The organism is Variovorax sp. Varisp85, from assembly GCF_047304045.1.
Lineage (GTDB): Bacteria > Pseudomonadota > Gammaproteobacteria > Burkholderiales > Burkholderiaceae_C > Variovorax.
The window spans coordinates 1-20,769 of sequence record NZ_JBGLYN010000085.1; the positions used below are offsets into that span (position 1 = coordinate 1).

The window sequence follows — 20,769 nt, forward strand, 5'->3', positions numbered from 1 at the left end:
CCCCCCCCCCGGCGCCCCCCCCGCCCCCCCGGCCCGGGGGGCGCTATGCGCCCCCGCTGGGTTTTGGGTGTAACGCGGGGGGGGGCCCGCCCCCCGCGGCCCGCCCCGCCCCCCCCCGGCGGGGGGGGGGCGGCAAAGGTCAGCGTGAGGGCTGCCGCAGAGGCCGCGATGGCGACGGCAAAGAAGAGGGCGGGAGAGCGAAAGCGCATGGCGATTCCTTCGGAAGAGTGACGGGCGTTCGTCTGTGAACGGAGCCGATTCTTCGCCGGGCCACCCCGCCGCGGAGCGAAATGCGTATGCCTCTGTATCCGCGGGACGAACCCCACACACTACGTTTCACATCCCGCGCGGACGCGCATGGTCAATCGACCCTGATGTTGCGCGAGCGCACCAGCGCACTCACTCTCGCCGTCTCGTCCTGCACGAACTTCGCGAACGCCTCGGGCGCGATGCCCGCGGGCTCCAGGCCCAGCTGCAGCAGCTTTTGCCGCACGGCCGGATCGGCGACCGCCGCCTGCACCGCCTTGCCGAGCTTCTGCACGATGTCGACCGGCGTCCCCTTGGGCAGGAACATGCCGTTCCACTCGACCACGTTGTAGCCCGGCAGGCCCGACTCGGCCAGCGTCGGCACGTCGGGCAGCCCCGGCACGCGCTTGATGGAACTCACGCCCAGCGCGCGCAGCTTGCCGCTCTTGACGTAGCCCAGCGTCGAGGCCACGTTGCCGAAGTAGGCCGACACCTGCTCGCCCATCACGTCGGTCAGCGCGGGCGCGCCGCCCTTGTAGGGCACGTGCATCAGGCCGATCTTCGCCTGCTCGTTCAATGCCTCGCCGGCGAGGTGCGAACCGGTGCCGCCGCCGGCCGACGCGAAGCTCAGCTTGCCGGGGTTCTTGCGTGCGTAGTCGATGAACTCCGGCACCGTCTTGTAGGGCGCGGTCGCCGGCACCACGAGGATCTGCGGCGCCGTGGCCACCAGCGACACGGGAATGAAATCCTTCGCCGCGTCGAAGGGCAGCTTGCGCAGCGAGGGGTTCACCGAGAACGCCGACGCGTCGTACAGCACGGTGTAGCCGTCGGCCGCCGCTTTGGCCACGCTGTCGGCGCCGATCACGCCGCCCGCGCCCGGCTTGTTGTCGATCACGATCTGCTGGCCCATCGCGGTGCTCATCTGCTGCGCAACGATGCGCGCGGTGTTGTCGGCACCGCCGCCCGCGGCATACGGCACCACCATGCGGATCGGCTTGTCGGGCCAGGCGGCCCAGCCCAGCAGTGGAGCGGCGCAGGCGGCCAGGGCCGCGACGGATTTCAGGAGTCGCTTGTTCATGTCGATGTCTCGGGTCTTGTGGTTCAGGAAAAGTCGTAGAGCCGCGCCGGGTTGTCGACCAGCACGCGCCGGCGCTGTACTTCGTCGGGCACCCACTGGCTCAGCAGGTCGAAGAGCTGCGCGTCGTCGGGCTTGGCGATGCGCTCCGTGGGATGCGGCCAGTCGCTGCCCCACACCACGCGTTCGGGCGCCTGCATCACCCACGCTCGCGCGAGCGCGACGGTGTCGGCATAGCCGCCTTGCGCGCCGACCCGTGAGTCAAGGTACGCGCCGGACAGCTTGATCCAGGTGCGGCCGTTGTCGAGCAGCCGGTGCACCACCTCGGACGCGGGATGCGCCTGCGCGTCGGGCTGCGGCATGCGCGCGAGATGGTCGAAGACGACGGTGCAAGGCAACCGCGCGAGCAGCGCCGCGTGTTCCGCGATCTGGCCGGCGCTCCAATGCAGCTGCACATGCCAGCCGAGCGCATGCACCCGGTGCGCCAGCGGCTCGACCATGCCGAAGTCCGTCGCTGCATTCGCCGGCGTGTACAGCGTGAAGCGGATGCCGCGGATGCCGCCCGCGTGCAGCCGTTCGAGTTCGGCGTCGCTCGCGTCGGGCCGCACCACCGCCACGCCGCGTGTGTGCTGCGCGCCCAGTTCGCGGATGGCCGCCAGTGTCACGCTGTTGTCGGTGCCGTGCACACGCGGCTGCACGACCACCGTGCGCTGCGTGCCGATGCGCCGCTGCAGCAGGCGATAGTCGTCGGCGGTGGCATGGTCGAGCATGGCGTCGGGCGATCCCTGCAGCGCGAAGCGGCGGTCGTACACGTGCATGTGGGCGTCGCAGGCGTCTTCGGGCGCCGCATGGGTGGGCTTGCGTGTGCCGCTGCTGTGCGGCACCACGAGATCGGCGCGCATGGGCTCAGTCGCCCGTGCGGCTGGCGACCGCTTTCGGGGTCAGCACGTGCTGCGTGTGCTGGCCCAGTGTGGGCGCCGCGAAGGGTTCGGGGCCGGGCGTGCGGCCGAACTTCACGGGACGGGTGAAGCCGCGGTAGGAGCCCAGCGTAGGGTGCGCGAAGTTCGCGACCATGTCCTCGGCCAGCACCTGTTCGTCGTCGAACATGTCTTCCACCGTGCGGGCCGCGGCGCAGGGCACGTCCTCGCCGAACAGTTCTTCCCATTCGAGCGCGGTGCGTTCGGCCAGCGCGGCGCGAAGCTTCGGAACGATCTCCGCGAAATGTTGCGCGCGCTTGCGCACCGAGTCGTAGCGCTCGTCGTTGGCCAGCTCCTGCAGCCCGACCTTGGCGCACAGCGCCTGCCAGAAATGCGGCGTGTTGGCCGAGATGTAGATGTGCCCTTCGCGGGTCGGGTGGATGCCAGTGATGCCGCCCGAACGCATGTCGCGCCCCACGTCCTTCGGCTCGCCCTCGGCCCACACCATGCGCGCCGACTGCATCGTGAGCGCGGAGCGCAGCAGCGACACGCCGACGAACTGGCCTTCGCCGCTCTTCTCGCGCTCGTACAGCGCCGAGGCGACGCCGGCGGCCACCAGCGCGGCCGCGTAGTAGTCGACCACCGAGCCGTAGATGATCTCGGGCGGCTCGCCGCGCTTGCCCTGCAGTGCGCACATGCCGGTCATGGTCTGCAGCACCTGGTCGTAGCCGGCCTTCTCGCGCAGCGGTCCCGTCTCGCCGTAGCCCGTCACGGCGCAGTAGATGAGGCGCGGGTTCACGGCCTTCAGCTGGTCATAGGCAATGCCCAGCCGCGGCGGCACGCTGGGGCGGAAGTTGTGCACCAGAACGTCGGCCGTGCGCACCAGCGCCATCAGCGCGGCAAGGTCCTGCGGGTTCTTGAGGTCGAGCACCACGCCCAGCTTGCTGCGATTGACGCCGACGAACGCGCGGCTCTCGGCCTCCAGCGACGACGGGTACTTGCGCAGGTTGTCGCCGGTGGGCGGCTCGATCTTGATGACCTCCGCGCCCTGGTCGGCCAGCAGCGAGCAGCCGTAGGGGCCTGCGATGTAGGCGCTCAGGTCGAGCACGCGCAAGCCGCTCAACGGCCCGGAGGGGCCTTGGCGGACAGGCAGGGACGCGTCGTCGGGGACGGTGGTGCTCATGGGCTTTTCTTTCCTTCTTTCTTTCCTCAATCGGCGGTGATGTTCTGCTGCTTCGCCAGCTTCTTCCAGCGCTCCACGTCCTCGGCGATGACGGTGCCGAACTGCGCCGGTGTGAGCGGGGTGGCGATGGCGCCTTCGCGCAGGAAGTTGGCGCTGATCTCCGGCCTTGCCAGGATCTGGTTGACGGCTCCGTTCAGCTTCGCGACCACGTCGGTCGGCGTGCCCGCCGGTGCCAGCAGGCCCCACCAGAGTTCGAACTCGTAGCCGGGCACGGCCGTGGCCATTGGCGTGAGATCGGGGGCGATGGGGCTGGGCTTCAGGCTCGTGATGCCAACGGCGCGCAGCTTGCCGGCACGCACCATCGGCAGCAGCGAGGGGCCGCTGGAAATCAGCAGCTGCGTCTGGTTTCCGACCAGGTCCGTCACGGCCGGGCCCATGCCCTTGTAGGGGATGTGCGCGATCTGCAGGTCGCCTACCTTGGCCTTGAGCAACTCGGTGCCGAACTGGTTCACGCTGCCCGAGCCCGACGAGGCGTAGTTGTACTGGCCCGGCTTCGCCTTGATGGCGCCGATCAGCTCGGCCGGCGTCTTCGCGGGAAACTCGTTGTTGACCGCGACGATGAACGGGCCCTTGGCGAACATGGCCACGGGCGCGAGGCCCTTCACCGGATCGAAGGGCAGCTTCGACTGCACGGCCGCATTGGTCGTCATGCTGGAGGACACGGCCACGAGCGTGTAGCCGTCCGGCGCCGCCTTGGCCACCTGGCCGGTGCCGGTGTTGCCGCTCGCGCCGGGGCGGTTGTCGATGATCACGGGTTGCTTGAGCGCATCGCCGAGCTCCTTGGCAACCTGGCGCGCGAAGGTGTCGTTGGATCCGCCGGCCGGGTAGGGCACGACGATCGTGATGGCCTTGGTGGGATAGGCGGCCTGTGCGAACGCGGTGCCGGCGAGTGCGACGGCCGAGGCCAGCGCGAGCGGACGAATGAATGAAGGGATACGCATTTTTTGTCTCCGGTTCTTTTTTCGAATAGGGAAGCTCAGCCAGGCAACAGCCCCGAGCGGCGTGCGCTCTTGACGATGGCGCGCGCGCGGATCACGAAGGGGATGTCGATCATCTTTCCGTCCACCACGTAGGCGCCGACGCCCTTGGCATCGGCCTCTTGCGCCGCCTCGACCACCTTGCGGGCGTGCGCGATTTCTTCGTCGGTCGGTCGGAACACTTCGTTGGCGATGGCGATCTGGCTCGGGTGGATGCAGGTCTTGCCGAGGAAGCCGAGGTCGCGCGCGAGCATCGCCTCGGCGCGAAAGCCCTCGGCGTCGCGGATGTCGGCGAAGGCGCTGTCGCAGGCATACAGGCCCGCTTCGCCGGCCGCGATGCGCACCGCGAACATTGCCTGCCGGATCGCGGAGGGCTCGCGCCGCGCGATGCCCAGCGGCTCGAAGAGGTCGCCCAGCCCCAGCTGCAACCCCGCCACGCGCGGATGCGCCAGTGCGAGCTCGGCGGCCGTGCGCAGGGCAGCGGGTGTCTCGATGTTCAGCAGCAGGCTGATGGGCGCATGCACACCGTTGGCCCGCTCCGCGCGCTCGATGGCTTCGGCCGCCGTGCGCACATGCGCCGGGCTCTGCGGCTTGGGCAAGTTGATCAGGTGCACGCCGGCCTGCGCCACCGCTGCCACGTCGCGCTCGAAGTGCGGCGTGTCCATGGCATTGATGCGAATGATCAGCGTCTTGTGCGACGCCGCCGCTTCGCCGCTTTCGAGGAACTTGCGCACGGTTTCGCGCGCCTCGTCCTTGCGCGGCTCGGACACCGCGTCTTCCAGGTCGAGGCAGATGGCATCCGCTGCACTGGCCAGTGCCTTGGCGAACAGCTCTGGGCGGGTGCCGGGAACGAAGAGTTTGCTTCTCATGGATGCAGTGTCCGCAGTTCGTGAGAGGAGAAAAACAGCTGCTTCCTGCGATCACATCGTAGAAAATCTATCTTCATGGAAACGGCCTACCTGCAAAGCTTTCTTCTGGTGGTGGAATCGGGCTCGATGTCGGAGGCCGCACGCCGGCTCGACCTGACGCCCGGCGCGGTGGCGCAGCAGATCCGCGCGCTCGAGCGCGAACTCGCCGCGCCGCTGCTCGCGCGCGCCGGCCGCACGGTGCAGCCGACCGAGGCGGGGCACCGGCTGGTTCAGCGGGCCCGCACGCTGCTGCGCGATGTGAGCGACATCAAGGCGATGCTCGGCAGCGAAGCAGCCAGCGGCGAGTTGGTCATCGGCACCATCAATACGGCCATCCACAGCCTGCTGCCGGACATCCTCGCGCGCTTCGTGAAGACGCATCCGGGCGTCAAGGTGTTCCTGCAGTCGGGCACCACCGCCACGCTCTACAAGTCGATGCAGCAGGGCGAACTCGATGCGGCCGTGTGCTTGTATCCGTCGTTCGCGCTCGCGAAGACCTTCGACTGGGCGCTGCTGCGCGAGGAGCCGCTGGTGCTGCTCGCGCCCAGTCGGCTCGCGCGGCGCGACCCGCACGGGCTGCTGCGAACTTCACCGCTCATCCGCTACGACCGCAATCTCGGCGGCGGCAAGCAGGCCGACCGCTACCTGCGCGCGGCGGGCATCGTTCCGCAGGAGCGCTTCGAGCTCAGTTCACTGCTGGCCATCGCGATGATGGTCGACCGCGGCCTTGGCGTGTCGATCGTGCCCGACATCGCATCGCCGCTGCTGGAGGGGCAGCGGGTCGCCAAGATTCCACTGCCATTGCCCTCGGAGACCCGGCGCTTCGGCGTCCTGTGGCCGCGCGCGTCGCCGCGGCTGAAATTGATTCACGGATTCGTCGAGAGCGCGGGGCTTGTCATTGCCGGCAAGGGCAGCGGTGCTCGCGGATCGGCCGCCCGCTAGTTCCGGTTCGGGGCGAACCGACGCCGGCGCGCCAGACCGTCGGTCGCCGGATTTTCGCCTGCCGAAGGAGCGGAGGTAGCACGGACGGCGTTGAAGCCGAGGCAAACACCAATGGCGATCACGCCGGTGACGGCGAGCATCGCCGCGGTGTGAACGCCGACGGCCGCGAGCGCCAGCAGCAGCGAGCCCGACGCGGTGATCTCGCGGGCTGCCGGTGCGCCGCTCATGCACAGCGGGATCAGCGCCGGCACCAGCATCAGCCCCGCGCCGTGCGCGGTGGACATCATGAAAGACCAGAGTGCCAGCCCGGCATTCCCGGCCGCTGCCCGCGCATGCCTTGCATTGCGGCGCCGCAGGTGATGCACCGCGACGGCGACAAGAAGCCCGCCCGCCAGCACCTGCAGCATCACGCTGCCCATCGACAGGCCAAGCGCCACTGTGGCGGCCACGAGCGCGACCGATGCGGCGTGTCCGATGGCGATCGGCAGCAGGGCCCGCAGCGCCTTCGTCCGGTCGCGCGACCGCACGCCCCGGGCGGCGGCGAACATCCAGCCGGTGGTGGGGTTCAGCCCGTGAAGGGCGCCGACCCCCGCGACCGCCAGCCATGGCCAGAGGCTTGCCATGATGTTGTCTCCACGCGCCCGGGCCGCTCGCGCTTCAGCTGTGTTCCGAGCAGCACGACCCGGCAGCCTTCGCATCGGGCTGTGGTTCGTACAGATCGTGGTGGCGCACCCATTCCATCTTGTAGGGCACGTCGCGCTCGCCGCGGCCCTCCGGCACGAGGTCCATCAGGTTGTACGCGCCCATCATCACTTCCACGCCGCGGCCGAAGGTCGAGTAGGTGTGGAACACCTCGCCTGCGTCGTCCTTGTAGAACACGCTGACGCCGGGTGCTTCCTCCTGCGGGAAGGGCTGCATGCCGTAGTTGTAGTAGACCTCACCGCCGGCGCGTTCCTCGGGCGAGAAGCTGACGTGGAAGTCCCGGTTGAAGTCGCTGCCGTTCGACGACACCCAGTTGAACTGCCAGCCCATGCGCTCGCGAAAGCGCGCGATCTCGGCCAGCGGTGCGCGCGAGATGGCGACCAGCGTGATGTCGCGGTGCGCCAGGTGCACGTTCATGCCGTCGGTGTGGTCCGCCATGAAGGAGCAGCTCTGGCAGCCCTGCTCCCATCCCGGACCGAACATGAAGTGCTGCACCAGCAGCTGGCGCCGGCCCTCGAAGAGTCCGGCGAGCGTGCGCTGGCCGGCGGGCGTGTCGAAGAGGTAGTTCTTCTGCACGCGCTCCCACGGCAGCGCGCGGCGCTCGCGGGCGATCTGGTCGCGCAGGTGCGTGAGCTCCTTCTCGCGCGCCAGCAATGCCTTGCGCTCGGCGAGCCATCGTTCGCCGGATACGACGGGATGGTTGGCGAGGCCCGGTTCGATGGCGGGGTTCTTGGCGGTGGTGGCGAGGCCGGTCATGTCAGTGCTCCGTAGGGTTGTGGGGACGGCGAACGGCGCGGACCTTTCCGCTCTCGCCGCCGCCGGCATAGAAGAGATCGGCCCCGTCGGATTCGAGCCCGCTCACGCCGACGCCGCGCGGCATCTCGAGCCGCTCGAGCACGGCGCCGCTTTGCGGGTCGATCCGGCGGATGTCGCTTTCTTCGGCTTCCCAGGTGGCGTGCCATAGCTCGCCGTCGACCCAGGTCACGCCGGTGACGAAGCGGTTCGACTCGATGGTGCGCACGATGGCGCCGGTCTCGGGGTTGATCTGGTGGATCTTGCGGTCGCGGTATTGCCCCACCCACAGACTGCCTTCGGCCCAGGTGAGCCCCGAGTCGTAGCCGTGGCCGGGTGTGGGGATCGACGCCAGCACCTTGCCGGTGGCGGGGTCGATCTTGTCGATGCGCGACTCGGCGATCTGGTAGAGGTGTGTGCCGTCGAAGGCGGTGCCGGCGTCGCAGGCGGCATCGAGCGTGCGCGTGGTCTCGCCGCTGGCGGGGTCGAAGGCCACCAGCTTGGTGCCGGTGGCGGCCCAGACGCGTTGGCCGTCATGGGTCACGCCGGCGATGCTGCCGGAACCGCCGAAGGGGCCGTACTCGCGCACGATCTCGGCCGGCCGCACCGTGGGCTGGGTGGTGTCCTTGCTCTTCCTGCTGGTCATTGTTGGCTCCTGTAGCGCCGTGGATCGGCGCCTGGAGACAACTTTATTCAAACGGCAGCGCAGCGGGGAGTAACAAGATCGTCGTGAATCCCGCCAGCGGCGGCGACAGCCAGCGGCGCGCCCGCGTCTGGCCGATGGAGCGCACCCGTCCTTCGGCCTCCAGTTCGGCGAGGGCGCGCTGCACGGTGCGCTGGCTGGCCCCGAGCGCCAGCGCCAGGGCCGAGGTCGACCACGCCGCGCCGTCGGACAGCAACGCGACCAGCGAGGCCTGGTCTCCGTCGATGGGCGGTGCCAGCAGCGCGACGGTGCGCTCGCCATGCGGCTTGAGCACGAAGCCGCGCGGCGTGGCCTCGATGCCCGCCAGCGTGGTGGCGAGCGCGCGCAGGCGGCCGATCTCGACCCGCAGCCGCGCGCGATGCGTTTCGTCGGGGCGGTGGGTGCGGAAGGCGGATGCGATCAAGGCTTCGCGGTCGACGTCTGCGGGCCATTCTTCTGCCAGCGCGCGTGCCAGCGTGAACAGGATCGGCCGGCGAGCCAGGGGCAGCCATGCGCCGCCAGCGCCCAGACCCCGGCGGCAGGCGTCGACCACCAGCGCGTTCGAGGCGAGGAGGGCGGCCACTTCGTCGAGGCGCAGCGCCTGCTCGCCACCCGCGAAGAGGCGCCGCGCGGCGGGTCGCTCGAAGGCCGCACGCGCCTCCGCCACCTCGGCCAGCAGCGCGGGCACGCGCGCGCGGCCGGCCGCTTCGTGTGCGCGGGCGAGTGCGGCCTGGGCCGGGCCGATGCGCAGCGAGCGCAGCGCCAGTTCGGCCGAGGTCAGTTCGGCCACCGCCCCCAGCGCTGGTGGCAGGCCGCGCGCATCGATGTGCAGCAGTGCGGCGGCGGCTTCGTCGAGGCGGCCGAGCAGCAGGAGCCTGCGCGCCGCGATCAGCCGCGCCTGCAATGCGTTGGCGTGATCGTCGTGCGCCTCCAGCGTGGCTGCCGCCGCCGTCAGCGGGCGCGGGGAGCCGCCGAGGTCGCGCATGGCCAGCGCGACCTCGGCCTCGGCGACGATGCAGCGGGCGCGCGACAGCTCTTCATGGGCGCCGAAGTCGCGCGCGGCGCGCCGCAGCAACTCGCGTGCGCGGGGGTGTTCTCCGAGCTGCGCCATGGCGATGCCGCGCAGGGCCAGCGCCGGCGGATCGTCGCGCAGGGCGATCCGCTTGAGGGCGCCGAGTGCATCGCCGGCGGCAAGGGCGCGGGCGGAGGCGGCGATGAGGGAATCCATGGCGACAGGTTACCTTGAGGGGCAGACCGCAGGACGACGACGTTGACGAGGCCGGCAGGCGCGTCCACCATGGCGGGTCGTCGCGGGTGTCCCACCAGGCGGCGGACTCGTCGGGGAGGACTGGCCCGCTCGGGAACGGAAGCTCAAGGCGCCGTTCGGAGCTTTCAAGGAGATCCCATGGCTGAGAGCGACAAGGTGTTCGCGGGTTCGATCCCGAAGTTCTACGACACGCTGATGGTCCCCCTGATCTTCGAGGCCTATGCCGCCGACATGGCGCAGCGCGTCGCTGCCTTCTCGCCCGGCGCGGTGCTTGAGACGGCCGCCGGCAGCGGCGTGGTCACGCGTGCGCTTGCACCAAGACTCCGCGCCGACGCACGCTATGTGGTGAGCGACCTCAACCAGCCCATGCTCGACTATGCTGCCGCCCGCCAGGGCCCCGACGGCCGCATCGAATGGCGGCAGGCGGATGCGCTTGGCCTGCCGTTCGAAGATGCCTCGTTCGATGTCGTTTGCTGCCAGTTCGGCGCGATGTTCTTCCCCAACAGGGTCGCCGGCTACGCCGAGGCGCGTCGTGTGCTGAGGCCTGGCGGGCGCTTCGTCTTCAACGTCTGGGACCGCATCGAAGAGAACGCCTTTGCCGACGATGTTACCAACGCCGTTGCCGCGATGTTTCCGGACGACCCTCCGCGATTCCTTGCCCGCACGCCGCACGGCTATCACGATGTCGCACTGATCCGCGAGGATGTGAGCCGCGCAGGGTTCACCGGCATCGAGATCGAGACGCGCGAGGAGGTGAGTCGCGCGCCCTCGGCACGCGAGGTCGCCACCGCCTATTGCCAGGGAACGCCTCTGCGCAACGAAATCGAGGCGCGCGACGCCAGCTTGCTTCAGCTCGCGACGGACCGCGCAACGCAGGCGATCGCCAGCCGCCATGGCGAAGGCCCGGTGGCCGGCAAGATACAGGCGCACGTGATCGTTGCGAAGGGATAGCGCAGGCCCGGGCGCACACGCATTGCCGGCATCGATGCGGGGATTGGCCACCGAGGCATGGCCCGGAGCGCTGCGGGATTCCACCAAGGCCGTGCGCCCGCCAGTGCGGCGCATACTGGCGGCAAAGCCGCATGCCGGCCCCTCCGGGGTCGAGGGAGGCTTGCCAGGAGACACGCATTGCAACGCACCAACATTGCAGATCCGGCCTACTTCCACAAGGTTGTCGATTGCCAGTACGCCTGTCCGTCGCATACCCCCGTCCCTGAATACATCCGCATGGTCGCGCAGCGCCGCTACGGCGACGCCTACATGATCAACTGGGTCTCCAACGTCTTTCCCGGCATCCTGGGGCGCACCTGCGACCGTCCCTGCGAACCGGCTTGCCGGCGCGGGCGGGTGGAAGAAGGCAACACGAAGGAGCCCGAGCCGGTGGCGATCTGCCGCCTCAAGCGCGTGGCAGCCGACATGAAGGAAGACGTGCGCGCGCGCATGCCGAAGCCCGAACCGAAGAACGGCAAGCGGGTCGCCTGCGTCGGTGCGGGGCCGGCCTCGCTCACCGTGGCGCGCGACCTCGCGCCGTTGGGCTACGAAGTGACGGTGTTCGACGGCGAGGCCAAGGCCGGCGGGTTCATCCGCACGCAGATACCGCGCTTTCGCCTGCCGGAGTCGGTGATCGACGAAGAGACGGGCTACATCCTCGACCTGGGCGTCGAATTCCGCGGCGGCGAGCGCATCGATTCGATGAAGGCATTGCTGGCGCAGGGATGGGACGCGATCTTCGTCGGCTGCGGCGCACCGCGCGGGCGCGACCTGGACGTTCCCGGGCGCCGGGAGGCAGCGGCCGGCATCCACATCGGCATCGACTGGCTGAACTCCGTGTCCTTCGGCCACGTCAGCAGCATCGGCCGGCGCGTGATCGTGCTGGGCGGCGGCAACACGGCGATGGACTGCTGCCGGTCGGCACGCCGCCTGGGCGGTACCGACGTGAAGGTCATCGTGCGCAGCGGCTTCGACGAAATGAAGGCCTCGCCCTGGGAGAAGGAAGATGCCCAGCACGAAGGCATTCCGATCATCGACTTCCATGTGCCCAAGGCCTTCGTGCACGAGGAGGGCAAGCTGCTGGGCATGCGCTTCGAAATCGTCCGGGCCGAATACGACAGCCAGGGCCGCCGTACGCTGGTGCCGACGGGCGCACCGGACGCGTACTTCGAATGCGACGAGGTGCTGGTCGCGGTGGGCCAGGAAAACGCCTTTCCGTGGATCGAGCGCGACAGCGGCATCGACTTCGACAAGTCGGGCTTGCCGGTGCTCGAGAAGACCAGCTTCCAGTCGACGGTGCCCAACGTGTTCTTCGGTGGCGATGCGGCCTTGGGGCCCAGGAACATCATCACGGCCGTGGCCCACGGGCACGAGGCGGCAGTGTCGATCGACAAGCTTCTGCGTGCCGAACCGGTGTATGTGCGGCCCGCACCCATGACCAACCTGGTGTCGCAGAAGATGGGCATCCACGAATGGAGCTACGGCAACGACACCTCCAACGACCTGCGCTACAAGGTGCCGTGGGCCAAGGCCGAGATGGCGCTGGCGAGCATCCGTGTGGAGGTTGAGCTTGGCTTCGACGCCGCCACCGCCTTCAAGGAGGCCGAGCGCTGCCTGAACTGCGATGTGCAGACCGTGTTCACCGAGGCCGCCTGCATCGAATGCGATGCATGCGTGGACATCTGCCCGATGGACTGCATCAACTTCATCGACAACGGCGACGAAGCCGAACTGCGGCCCCGGCTCAAGGCGCCGGCACTGAACCTGGCGCAGGACCTGTACGTCTCCGGCGGGCTCAAGACGGGCCGCGTGATGGTCAAGGACGAAGATGTCTGCCTGCACTGCGGCCTGTGCGCCGAGCGCTGTCCCACCGGCGCGTGGGACATGCAGAAGTTCCTGCTGAAGATGACGCCGGCAGGGCAGGGGGTGGCCGCATGAGCATGAAGCAGATAGAGGCGGTCAACGACTTCGTCATCAAGTTCGCCAACGTCAACGGCTCGGGTTCGGCCTCGGCCAACGAACTGTTCGCCAAGGCCATCCTGCGCATGGGCGTGCCGGTGAGCCCGCGCAACATCTTCCCGAGCAACATCCAGGGCCTGCCGACCTGGTACGAGGTGCGGGTGACCGAGCAGGGCCATCTCGGGCGGCGTGGCGGCACCGACATGATGGTGGCGATGAACCCGCAGACCTGGGACGCCGACGTGGCCGAACTGGAGCCCGGCGGCTATCTCTTCTACGACAGCACGCGGCCGCTGCCGCCATCGAAGTTCCGCGACGACATCCGCGTCATCGGCATGCCGCTGACGGAGATCTGCAACGCGGTCTACCAGGACCCGCGCCAGCGCCAGCTGTTCAAGAACATCGTCTATGTGGGCGCGCTGGCGATCCTGCTCGGCATCGAGCCGGAAGTGGTCGAGAAGCTGTTCGGCGAGCAGTACAAGGGCAAGGAAAAATTGTTGGCCTCCAACGTGCAGGCACTGCACCTGGGCTGCGACTTCGCGAGGGAGAACCTGCGCGAGCCCGTGGGGCTGCAGGTGCGGCGCGCCGACCGGGTGGGCGACCGGATCTTTGTGGACGGCAACAGTGCCGCGGCGCTGGGCTGCGTGTATGGCGGCGCCACGGTCGCGGCCTGGTATCCGATCACGCCGTCGTCCTCGGTGGCCGAGGCCTTCCAGAAGTACTGCGCGAAATTCCGCGTGGACCCGGCCACGGGCCAGCACCGCTTCGCCATCGTGCAGGCGGAAGACGAACTGGCCTCGATCGGCATGGTGGTCGGCGCCGGCTGGAACGGCGCACGCGCCTTCACGGCGACTTCGGGGCCGGGCATTTCGCTGATGGCCGAGTTCATCGGGCTGGCCTACTTCGCCGAGATCCCGATCACGCTCATCAACGTGCAGCGCGGCGGCCCTTCCACCGGCATGCCGACGCGCACGCAGCAGGCCGACATCCTGTCCTGCGCCTATGCCTCGCACGGCGACACCAAGCACGTGCTGCTGTTCCCCGAAGACCCGCACGAATGCTTCGAGCAAGCGGCGGCGGCGCTGGACCTGGCCGACCGGCTGCAGACACCGGTGTTCCTGATGACGGACCTGGACATCGGCATGAACCAGCGCCTGTGCAAGCCCTTCGCCTGGGACGACAGCAAGGCCTACGACCGCGGCAAGGTCATGAGCGCCGAGGAGCTCGAGGCGGGCCGCGACTTCGGCCGCTACAAGGACGTGGACGGCGACGGCATTCCGTGGCGCACGCTGCCGGGTACGCACCCGACCAAGGGCAGCTACTTCACGCGCGGCACGACGCGCGACGCCTATGCCCGGTATTCGGAGCGCGGCCCCGACTACATCTACAACATGGAGCGGCTGCTGAAGAAGTTCGCGACCGCGGCCACGCTGGTGCCGCAGCCGGTGTTGCGGCCGGCCGCCCAAAAGACCGCGCTCGGCGTGATCTATTTCGGCTCGACCAGCCCGTCGATGCATGAGGCGCTGCAGGCGCTGGAAGAGCGCGGCATCCACCTCGATGCACTGCGGCTGCGCGCCTTTCCCTTTCCGGACAGCGTGGTGCAGTTCCTGGCGCAGCACGACAAGGTGTTCGTGGTCGAGCAGAACCGCGACGCGCAGATGCGCAGCCTGCTGGTCAACGAACTGGACGCCGACCCCGCCCGGCTCGTGCGCGTGCTGCATTTCGACGGCACGCCGATCACCGCGCGCTTCATCGTGCAGGCGATCAGCTCGCACGTGCAGACGCATGCATCCGGCAGCACCGGGACGAAGGAACTTGCATGACCTATCTCGCCAAGCCCCGGCTGCGCCATCCGACGCTGACCACCAACAAGGTCGGCTACACGCGGCGCGACTACGAAGGCAAGATCTCCACGCTGTGCGCCGGCTGCGGCCACGATTCGATCTCCGCCGCCATCATCGAGGCCTGCTGGGAGCTGGACATCGAACCGCATCGCGTGGCCAAGCTCTCGGGTATCGGCTGCAGCTCCAAGACGCCGGACTACTTCCTCGGTGCATCGCACGGCTTCAACACCGTCCATGGCCGCATGCCCAGCGTGCTGACCGGCGCCAACCTGGCCAACCGCGACCTGCTGTACCTGGGTGTCTCGGGCGACGGGGATTCGGCGTCCATTGGCCTGGGACAGTTCGCCCACGCCATGCGGCGCGGCGTGCGCATGGCCTACATCGTGGAGAACAACGGCGTCTACGGCCTGACCAAGGGCCAGTTCTCGGCCACCGCCGACCAGGGTTCCAGGAGCAAGAAGGGCGTCGTCAACAGCGACAGCCCGGTGGACCTTGTCGCCATGGCGCTGCAACTGGGAGCCAGCTACGTGGGGCGGGGGTTTTCGGGTAACAAGGCGCAACTTGTGCCACTCATCAAGGGCGCGATCAGCCACGGCGGGTCTGCCTTCATCGACGTGATCAGCCCCTGCGTGGCCTTCAACAACCACCCCGGCAGCACCAAGAGCTACGACTACGTGCGCGAGCACAACGAGGCGGTGAGCCGCATCGACTTCATCAGCGGGCGGGAGGAAATCACCGTCGACATGGGGGCGGGCGAAGTGGTGGACGTGCGCCAGCACGACGGCACGCTGCTGCGCCTGCGCAGCCTGCATTCCGACTACAACCCCGGCGACCGCTATGCCGCTATGGCCTACATGCAACGGCACCAGGAGATGGGCGAAGTGGTCACCGGACTGCTCTATGTCGATCCGCTGGCCACCGACCTGCACACGGCGCTCAACACCAGCGACCGGCCGCTCAACGCGCTGGGGCCGGCCCATCTGTGCCCCGGCGCCGAGGCGCTGGAGCGGCTCAACGACTCCTTGCGCTGAGCGAAAGCCGGCGGCACCATTCACGCTACTTCCGGAGGGCGCACCATGGCCGAGCGCACCGTTTTCCAATCCATCTCGCGCGCACATGTGGTCAGCCTGGGCCCGCAGGCCAGCGTGCGCGACGCTGCCTGCGTGATGACGCGGGCCAGTTGCGGCAGCGTGCTCGTCATGGAGCTGCCGGACACCCTGCTGGGCATCCTCACCGAGCGCGACCTCATGACCCGGGTGCTGGCCCGGGGACTCGATCCCGATCACACCGCGGTGCGCGAAGTCATGACGCCCAACCCGATCTGCGTGCCGCCTGAAACGCTGGTGTCCGATGCCGTGGTGCTCATGCTCGAGCGCGGCTTTCGCCACCTGCCGCTGGTGGCGGGAGCGAAGGTGCTCGGCGTGTTCTCGGTGCGCGATGCGCTGCCGCGGGAAATCGGCGCCGCAGTCAGCCTGAGCGAGTTCCGCGAGCAGGTGAACGACGCTTTGGGCTAAGCCTCGTCGCGCACCTGGAACTGGCCCATCAGCGCCTGTTGCGTTGCCGGCGGCACGGCTTCGTAGTGCGACAGCGCGATGGTGTAGCGGCCCTGGCCGCTGGTCATCGCATTCAGCCGCGACTGGTAGCTGGCCAGCTCCGCCATCGGCACCTGCCCGCGAACGACCACGCTGCCGATTCCCATGGCCGACGTGCCCGTGACCAGGCCGCGCCGCGACGACAGGTCGCTCGTGACGTCGCCCACGGAATGCTCGGATACGACGATCTCGATCTGGACGATCGGCTCCAGCACGACCGGCCTGGCCTCGCGGACTGCCGCCATGAAGGCCTTGCGGCCCGCAGTCGCGAAGGCGATGTCCTTGCTGTCGACGCTGTGGTGCTTGCCGTCGTACACCACCACCCGCACGTCGACCACCGGGTAGCCGGCGATCACACCGCCCAGCAGTACCTCGCGCACGCCTTTCTCGACCGCGGGGATGAACTGGCTCGGTATCGCGCCGCCCCTGACCTCGTCATCGAACTGGAAGCCGGCGCCGCGCGCCAGCGGCTCGATGCGCAAAAAGACTTCGCCGAACTGGCCGGAGCCGCCGGTCTGCTTCTTGTGGCGGTGATGGCCCATGGCCGGTGCGGCCACCGTCTCGCGATAGGCGATGCGCGGCGGCCGCGTCCGGACCTCGAAGCGGTACACCTCGCGCAGGCGCTCGAGCACCGTGCGCAGGTGAAGCTCCCCGAGGCCGTAGAGGATCGTTTCGTTGGTGGCGGCCACGTGCTCGATGCGCAGGCAGGGGTCTTCGGCCGCGAGCTTGCCGAGGATCTCCCAGGTGCGCTGCTCGTCGCCATGGCGTGCGGGTTCCACGGCGAGTCCGTGCACCGGCACAGGAAACTCCAGCGGCGCGAGATGGACGTGGTCGTCTTCGCTCGCGTCGTGCAGCACGGCGTCGAAGTGGATCTCCTCGATCTTCGCCACCGCCACGATGTCGCCCGGCACGGCGCGCGACACCTCCACGTGGTCCTTGCCCTGCAGCATGAACAGATGGCCCACCTTGAAGGGCTTGCGGCCGTCGCCGATGTAAAGCTGGCTGTCGCTCGCGACCGTGCCCTGGTGCACGCGGAAGATGCCGAGCTTGCCGACATAAGGGTCGCCCATGACCTTGAACACATGCGCCAGCACATGCAGCGACGGATCGGGCCTGGCCTGCATCGGCTTGGCATCCGCGCCTTCACCGACCAGGAAGTCCGGCGGGTTGGCTTCGGCGGGGTCGGGAAGCAGCCTGACGATCACGTCGAGCAGCTCGGCCACGCCCGCGCCGCTGCGCGCCGAGACGAAGCAGACCGGAATCAGGTGGCCCTCGCGCAGCGCCTGTTCGAGCGGCGCATGCAGCTCGGCCGGATCCATGTCGCCCTCTTCCAGGTAGCGCTCGACGAAGGCCGCATCGACCTCGACCACCTGCTCCACCAGCGCGCGGTGCGCTGCTTCGACGGGGCCGAAGTCGGACTGCCCGAAGCGGTTGAAGAAGCAGTCCACCACCTGCTTGCCGACCCCGTCGGGCAGGTTCAGCGGCAGGCATTCGCGGCCGAAGGTGGCCTGGATGTCGGCCAGCAGGCGCGCCAGCGAGACGCCCTGCGAGTCGATCTTGTTGACGATGATCATGCGGGCGAGGTGGCGCGAGGCCGCGTACTCCATCATGCGCACCGTCATCGGCTCGATGCCGGTGGCGGCATTGATGACCACCGCCGCCGTCTCGACCGCCTCCAGCGCCGGCAGGCTCTGCCCAAGGAAGTCGGGGCCGCCGGGCGTGTCGATGAAGTGGACGCGCGTGCCGGCATGCGTGAGGTGCATCACCGATGCGTTGAGCGAGTGCAGCATGCGGCGCTCCAGCGGGTCGTAGTCGCTGACGGTGCTGCCGCGCTCGATGCTGCCGCACGCTGCGATGGCGCCAGCCTTGTGCAGCAAGGCCTCGGCAAGGGAGCTCTTGCCGGCTGCGGCGGCACCGACGAGCGCCAGCGTTCGCACTGCTTCCATTTCGGCCGTGGGGCCGTTCGATCGGCTTGGCATGGCGTGGACTCCTTCACGTCCGCAAGGCCGGTCCGGCGGCCCGCAAGGGCTCGGGTGCTGCGCGTGGACGCCAAGCCAGCGTACGGGATTGAACGTGTCAACGCAAGCCGGTGCTGCTTGCTGGCATGTCGCGGGGACAGGAGCCCTCGCATCCCGGTCAGCGCCGAGCTTGGCGCGAACACGATCCCCAAGCAACAATGTGCGCACGGCGAAATTGCTGCGGCCGATGGCCCGGCGCCTGCTCTGCAGCCGTATCCGAGAGGACAAACTGGATGGCAAGATTCATTTTGGTGCCAGGTGGTTGGCACGGGGCCTGGGCATTCGAGGCTGTCGGCAATGCGCTGTCAGGCGCAGGCCATGAAGTCCAGGCGCTCACTCTCTCGGGACTGGGAGACGAGCCCGTGGGTGGCGCCAATCTCGACAGTCATATCGACGAGGTGGTCCAAGCGGTTCGCGGGCGCGATGCGAGTGCCGTTCTCGTCGGTCATTCGTATGGGGGAATGGTCATCACCGGCGCGGCGGACAAGGAGCCGTCGCGCATCAAGGCCATCGTTTACGCCGATGCCTATGTGCCGGACAACGGTGCATCGGTCTGGGCGCTTGCCACACCGAGCTACCGGGAGCGTTTCATAGCGGGCGCGGCTGCGGATGGATTGAATTGCGCGCCGCCGGCCCATCTCGACAGTCGATGCCGTCCCCATCCGATCGCTACCTTCCTGCAGGCGATCAAGTTGACCGGCAACTGGCGCAACGTCCGCAGCAAAGCCTTCATCGCCGCGTGCGGCTGGGAAGGAAGCCCATTCGTCGAGCTGTACGAACGCCTGCGGCTGGACCCTGAATGGGCCACGCATCGCCTCGAATGCGCACACGATGTTCCGCGGCTGGCCCCCGAAGCTCTCGCGAGGATTCTCTTGAAGTACGTATAGGAAAGCCGGGCCTGCGGGCCCTAAGCCGCCTTCGGCTCCGGAAGAATCGCCGTCAACGCAAAGTCGATGAGATGAAGCCAGGTCGCTTCGAGCCCCATGATGCTGTGATGGTTCGACCCCGGAATCGTCTGCACGCTGATCGGCGTGGGCCATGCGGCGATGAGCTTTTGCGAGCGCTCGGGCACGACAACGTCATCGTGCTCTGCCAGCAGCACCTGGGTTTTCGCGGCGACTTCCTTGGAATGCTCCAGCGAGTTGAACTGGTGCCGCAGCAACAGCGACAGCGGCACGAGCGGGAACCGTTTCTTCGCAATCTCCAGCATCGAGTCGTAGGGCGTCACCAACTGCAGGCTCTCGAAGTCCTGCAGCGCCACGAGCTGGATGGCAACGCCAGTTCCCAGGCTGCGGCCGACGACGTGCAGGCGCGCCTGCGGAAAGGCCCGGCGCAGGTGGTTGGCGAACTGGGCCGCGTCCTCCACCGAGGCGATCTCGGAAGGATGGCCCTGCGAGTCGGCCACGCCGCGGTAGTTGATCGCGGCGAAGCCGAAGCCCTTGGGCAGCCAGTGCAGCATCTGCGCGGTGGCGCGCACGTCCTCGCCGCGGCCGGCGAAATAGACGAACAGGTCCTGCAGCGTGTCTTCACCCTGGGGGTGGTAGACATACCCGCGGACCATCCCGCCCGGCACGGTGTGGGAGTAGGTGGAGAAGTCGTCCGACAGGTGGACGACGGGGAGCTTGCGGGCGTTGAACAGGATGTGCCCCTGGCGCGTCGCGAGGAGGGTCCAGTACGCCGCGATGCCGCCGACGGCGGCGGCCGAAGCCGACAGGGCAATGCGGGAGACTTTGGATGACAAGATGGGTTCTTCAGATATTCAGGGGTGCGAACGACTTGACCAGATCGTCCAGCGCCTTGATCTGCGCCAGGAACGGTTCGAGCTTGTCCAGCGGCAGCGCGCTCGGGCCGTCGCACTTGGCTTGCGCCGGGTCCGGGTGGGCTTCGAGGAAAAGACCGGCCAGGCCTACCGCCATGCCGGCGCGCGCCAGGTCGGCCACCTGTTCGCGGCGGCCGCCCGATGCGGCGGCGCCGGCTTCGCGCTGCTGCAGCGCATGGGTCACGTCGAAGATGACGGGCAGGTTCTGCGTGACCTTCTTCATGACGCCGAAGCCCAGCATGTCGACCACGAGGTTGTCGTAGCCGAAGCAGGTGCCGCGGTCGCACAGGATGAGCTTGTCGTTGCCGGCCTCCTTGAATTTCTCGACGATGTTGAGCATCTGCGATGGGCTCAGGAACTGCGGCTTCTTGATGTTGATGACGCGGCCGGTCCTGGCCAGCGCCACCACGAGGTCGGTCTGGCGCGCGAGGAAGGCGGGCAGCTGCAGCACGTCGACCACTTCGGCGACAGGCGCTGCCTGCGCGATCTCGTGCACGTCGGTCAGCACGGGAACACCGAAGCTGTCTTTCACGGCCTGCAGGATCTTCAGGCCTTCATCCAGGCCGGGACCGCGGTAGGAGTGGATGGAGGAGCGGTTGGCCTTGTCGAAGCTGCCCTTGAAGACGTAGGGAATGCCCAGCTTCTGCGTGACACGCACGTACTCCTCGGCGGAGCGCAGTGCCAGGTCCTTCGATTCGAGAACGTTGACACCGCCGAAGAGGACGAAGGGGGCGTCGTTGCCGGCGTTGACTTGAGGGGTGATGGTGACGGTGGACAAGGTTTTCTCCTGGACGGG

Annotated in this window: 19 protein-coding genes; 7 read left to right on the forward strand and 12 right to left on the reverse strand. The window is 68.4% G+C overall.

Annotation, left to right across the window (positions count from 1 at the left end):
* Positions 1-361: 361 nt before the first annotated feature.
* From ACCC97_RS25395 to ACCC97_RS25415, 5 genes are read right to left on the reverse strand one after another with little or no spacing between them, the layout of a single operon-like run.
* Positions 362-1,324, reverse strand: coding sequence for a tripartite tricarboxylate transporter substrate binding protein (locus tag ACCC97_RS25395; protein ID WP_413335713.1), 963 nt, complete (start codon positions 1,322-1,324; stop codon positions 362-364).
* Between the two features lie 23 nt (positions 1,325-1,347).
* Entirely contained in the window at positions 1,348-2,223 is an 876-nt protein-coding gene (locus ACCC97_RS25400) for an amidohydrolase family protein (protein WP_413335715.1), read from the reverse strand.
* Positions 2,224-2,227: 4 nt separating this feature from the next.
* On the reverse strand, positions 2,228-3,421 hold the full coding sequence (locus ACCC97_RS25405) for a CoA transferase (protein WP_413335716.1): 1,194 nt from the start codon (positions 3,419-3,421) through the stop codon (positions 2,228-2,230).
* Between the two features lie 26 nt (positions 3,422-3,447).
* Positions 3,448-4,422, reverse strand: coding sequence for a tripartite tricarboxylate transporter substrate binding protein (locus tag ACCC97_RS25410; protein ID WP_007833039.1), 975 nt, complete (start codon positions 4,420-4,422; stop codon positions 3,448-3,450).
* A gap of 35 nt (positions 4,423-4,457) precedes the next feature.
* Positions 4,458-5,327: an HpcH/HpaI aldolase/citrate lyase family protein gene (locus tag ACCC97_RS25415; RefSeq protein WP_413335718.1), complete on the reverse strand. Its 870-nt coding sequence runs from the start codon at positions 5,325-5,327 to the stop codon at positions 4,458-4,460.
* Positions 5,328-5,402: 75 nt separating this feature from the next.
* Here ACCC97_RS25415 and ACCC97_RS25420 point away from each other — a divergent pair, with 75 nt between their 5' ends.
* Complete coding sequence (locus ACCC97_RS25420; RefSeq protein ID WP_007833043.1) at positions 5,403-6,308, forward strand: LysR substrate-binding domain-containing protein; 906 nt, start codon at positions 5,403-5,405, stop codon at positions 6,306-6,308.
* Here ACCC97_RS25420 and ACCC97_RS25425 read toward each other — a convergent pair.
* Genes ACCC97_RS25425 through ACCC97_RS25440 form a run of 4 tightly spaced genes read right to left on the reverse strand, consistent with a single transcriptional unit; the run spans position 6,305 to position 9,712 of the window.
* A complete protein-coding gene (locus ACCC97_RS25425; RefSeq protein ID WP_413335720.1) occupies positions 6,305-6,931 on the reverse strand; it encodes a hypothetical protein in 627 nt (208 codons plus the stop codon). The genes ACCC97_RS25420 and ACCC97_RS25425 overlap by 4 nt on opposite strands.
* 34 nt (positions 6,932-6,965) lie before the next feature.
* The gene (locus ACCC97_RS25430; protein ID WP_413312738.1) at positions 6,966-7,766 is read right to left on the reverse strand and encodes a DUF899 domain-containing protein; all 801 of its coding nucleotides are present in this window, start codon (positions 7,764-7,766) and stop codon (positions 6,966-6,968) included.
* Between the two features lies 1 nt (position 7,767).
* Positions 7,768-8,448 carry a DUF6923 family protein gene (locus tag ACCC97_RS25435; protein WP_007833049.1) on the reverse strand — a complete coding sequence of 227 codons (681 nt, stop codon included), beginning with the start codon at positions 8,446-8,448 and terminating at the stop codon, positions 7,768-7,770.
* Between the two features lie 43 nt (positions 8,449-8,491).
* The gene (locus ACCC97_RS25440) at positions 8,492-9,712 is read right to left on the reverse strand and encodes a helix-turn-helix domain-containing protein (protein WP_413335723.1); all 1,221 of its coding nucleotides are present in this window, start codon (positions 9,710-9,712) and stop codon (positions 8,492-8,494) included.
* A gap of 177 nt (positions 9,713-9,889) precedes the next feature.
* Between ACCC97_RS25440 and ACCC97_RS25445 the strand changes: the two genes are divergently transcribed.
* From ACCC97_RS25445 to ACCC97_RS25465, 5 genes are all read left to right on the forward strand, one after another.
* The gene (locus ACCC97_RS25445) at positions 9,890-10,702 is read left to right on the forward strand and encodes a class I SAM-dependent methyltransferase (RefSeq protein WP_007833054.1); all 813 of its coding nucleotides are present in this window, start codon (positions 9,890-9,892) and stop codon (positions 10,700-10,702) included.
* A gap of 177 nt (positions 10,703-10,879) precedes the next feature.
* Positions 10,880-12,679, forward strand: a complete 1,800-nt coding sequence (locus tag ACCC97_RS25450; RefSeq protein WP_413335725.1) for an FAD-dependent oxidoreductase — start codon at positions 10,880-10,882, stop codon at positions 12,677-12,679.
* Between the two features lie 2 nt (positions 12,680-12,681).
* The gene (locus ACCC97_RS25455) at positions 12,682-14,523 is read left to right on the forward strand and encodes a 2-oxoacid:acceptor oxidoreductase subunit alpha (protein WP_042673326.1); all 1,842 of its coding nucleotides are present in this window, start codon (positions 12,682-12,684) and stop codon (positions 14,521-14,523) included.
* Positions 14,520-15,575 (forward strand): 2-oxoacid:ferredoxin oxidoreductase subunit beta, encoded by a 1,056-nt coding sequence (locus ACCC97_RS25460; RefSeq protein WP_413312747.1) that lies wholly within the window; start codon positions 14,520-14,522, stop codon positions 15,573-15,575. Before ACCC97_RS25455 ends, ACCC97_RS25460 begins: the two co-directional genes overlap by 4 nt.
* Positions 15,576-15,620: 45 nt before the next feature.
* Complete coding sequence (locus ACCC97_RS25465; RefSeq protein WP_007833062.1) at positions 15,621-16,058, forward strand: CBS domain-containing protein; 438 nt, start codon at positions 15,621-15,623, stop codon at positions 16,056-16,058.
* On the opposite strand, the gene fusA is transcribed toward ACCC97_RS25465, so the two are convergent.
* On the reverse strand, positions 16,055-18,115 hold the full coding sequence (gene fusA, locus ACCC97_RS25470) for an elongation factor G (protein WP_413312749.1): 2,061 nt from the start codon (positions 18,113-18,115) through the stop codon (positions 16,055-16,057). The genes ACCC97_RS25465 and fusA overlap by 4 nt on opposite strands.
* A 272-nt stretch (positions 18,116-18,387) precedes the next feature.
* Between fusA and ACCC97_RS25475 the strand changes: the two genes are divergently transcribed.
* Complete coding sequence (locus ACCC97_RS25475; RefSeq protein ID WP_413335727.1) at positions 18,388-19,041, forward strand: alpha/beta fold hydrolase; 654 nt, start codon at positions 18,388-18,390, stop codon at positions 19,039-19,041.
* Between the two features lie 20 nt (positions 19,042-19,061).
* On the opposite strand, the gene ACCC97_RS25480 is transcribed toward ACCC97_RS25475, so the two are convergent.
* Positions 19,062-19,895, reverse strand: a complete 834-nt coding sequence (locus tag ACCC97_RS25480; protein ID WP_413335729.1) for an alpha/beta hydrolase — start codon at positions 19,893-19,895, stop codon at positions 19,062-19,064.
* 10 nt (positions 19,896-19,905) lie between these two features.
* Positions 19,906-20,751, reverse strand: a complete 846-nt coding sequence (kdsA, locus tag ACCC97_RS25485) for a 3-deoxy-8-phosphooctulonate synthase (RefSeq protein ID WP_007833068.1) — start codon at positions 20,749-20,751, stop codon at positions 19,906-19,908.
* Between the last annotated feature and the right edge of the window lie 18 nt (positions 20,752-20,769).

Excerpts from the sequence above, each read along its gene's own strand:
- ACCC97_RS25395 (WP_413335713.1), bottom strand. The coding sequence starts at position 1,324 with ATGAACAAGCGACTCCTGAAATCCGTCGCGGCCCTGGCCGCCTGCGCC.
- ACCC97_RS25400 (WP_413335715.1), bottom strand. The coding sequence starts at position 2,223 with ATGCGCGCCGATCTCGTGGTGCCGCACAGCAGCGGCACACGCAAGCCC.
- ACCC97_RS25405 (WP_413335716.1), bottom strand. The coding sequence starts at position 3,421 with ATGAGCACCACCGTCCCCGACGACGCGTCCCTGCCTGTCCGCCAAGGC.
- ACCC97_RS25410 (WP_007833039.1), bottom strand. The coding sequence starts at position 4,422 with ATGCGTATCCCTTCATTCATTCGTCCGCTCGCGCTGGCCTCGGCCGTC.
- ACCC97_RS25415 (WP_413335718.1), bottom strand. The coding sequence starts at position 5,327 with ATGAGAAGCAAACTCTTCGTTCCCGGCACCCGCCCAGAGCTGTTCGCC.
- ACCC97_RS25420 (WP_007833043.1), top strand. The coding sequence starts at position 5,403 with ATGGAAACGGCCTACCTGCAAAGCTTTCTTCTGGTGGTGGAATCGGGC.
- ACCC97_RS25425 (WP_413335720.1), bottom strand. The coding sequence starts at position 6,931 with ATGGCAAGCCTCTGGCCATGGCTGGCGGTCGCGGGGGTCGGCGCCCTT.
- ACCC97_RS25430 (WP_413312738.1), bottom strand. The coding sequence starts at position 7,766 with ATGACCGGCCTCGCCACCACCGCCAAGAACCCCGCCATCGAACCGGGC.
- ACCC97_RS25435 (WP_007833049.1), bottom strand. The coding sequence starts at position 8,448 with ATGACCAGCAGGAAGAGCAAGGACACCACCCAGCCCACGGTGCGGCCG.
- ACCC97_RS25440 (WP_413335723.1), bottom strand. The coding sequence starts at position 9,712 with ATGGATTCCCTCATCGCCGCCTCCGCCCGCGCCCTTGCCGCCGGCGAT.
- ACCC97_RS25445 (WP_007833054.1), top strand. The coding sequence starts at position 9,890 with ATGGCTGAGAGCGACAAGGTGTTCGCGGGTTCGATCCCGAAGTTCTAC.
- ACCC97_RS25455 (WP_042673326.1), top strand. The coding sequence starts at position 12,682 with ATGAAGCAGATAGAGGCGGTCAACGACTTCGTCATCAAGTTCGCCAAC.
- ACCC97_RS25460 (WP_413312747.1), top strand. The coding sequence starts at position 14,520 with ATGACCTATCTCGCCAAGCCCCGGCTGCGCCATCCGACGCTGACCACC.
- ACCC97_RS25465 (WP_007833062.1), top strand. The coding sequence starts at position 15,621 with ATGGCCGAGCGCACCGTTTTCCAATCCATCTCGCGCGCACATGTGGTC.
- fusA (WP_413312749.1), bottom strand. The coding sequence starts at position 18,115 with ATGCCAAGCCGATCGAACGGCCCCACGGCCGAAATGGAAGCAGTGCGA.
- ACCC97_RS25475 (WP_413335727.1), top strand. The coding sequence starts at position 18,388 with ATGGCAAGATTCATTTTGGTGCCAGGTGGTTGGCACGGGGCCTGGGCA.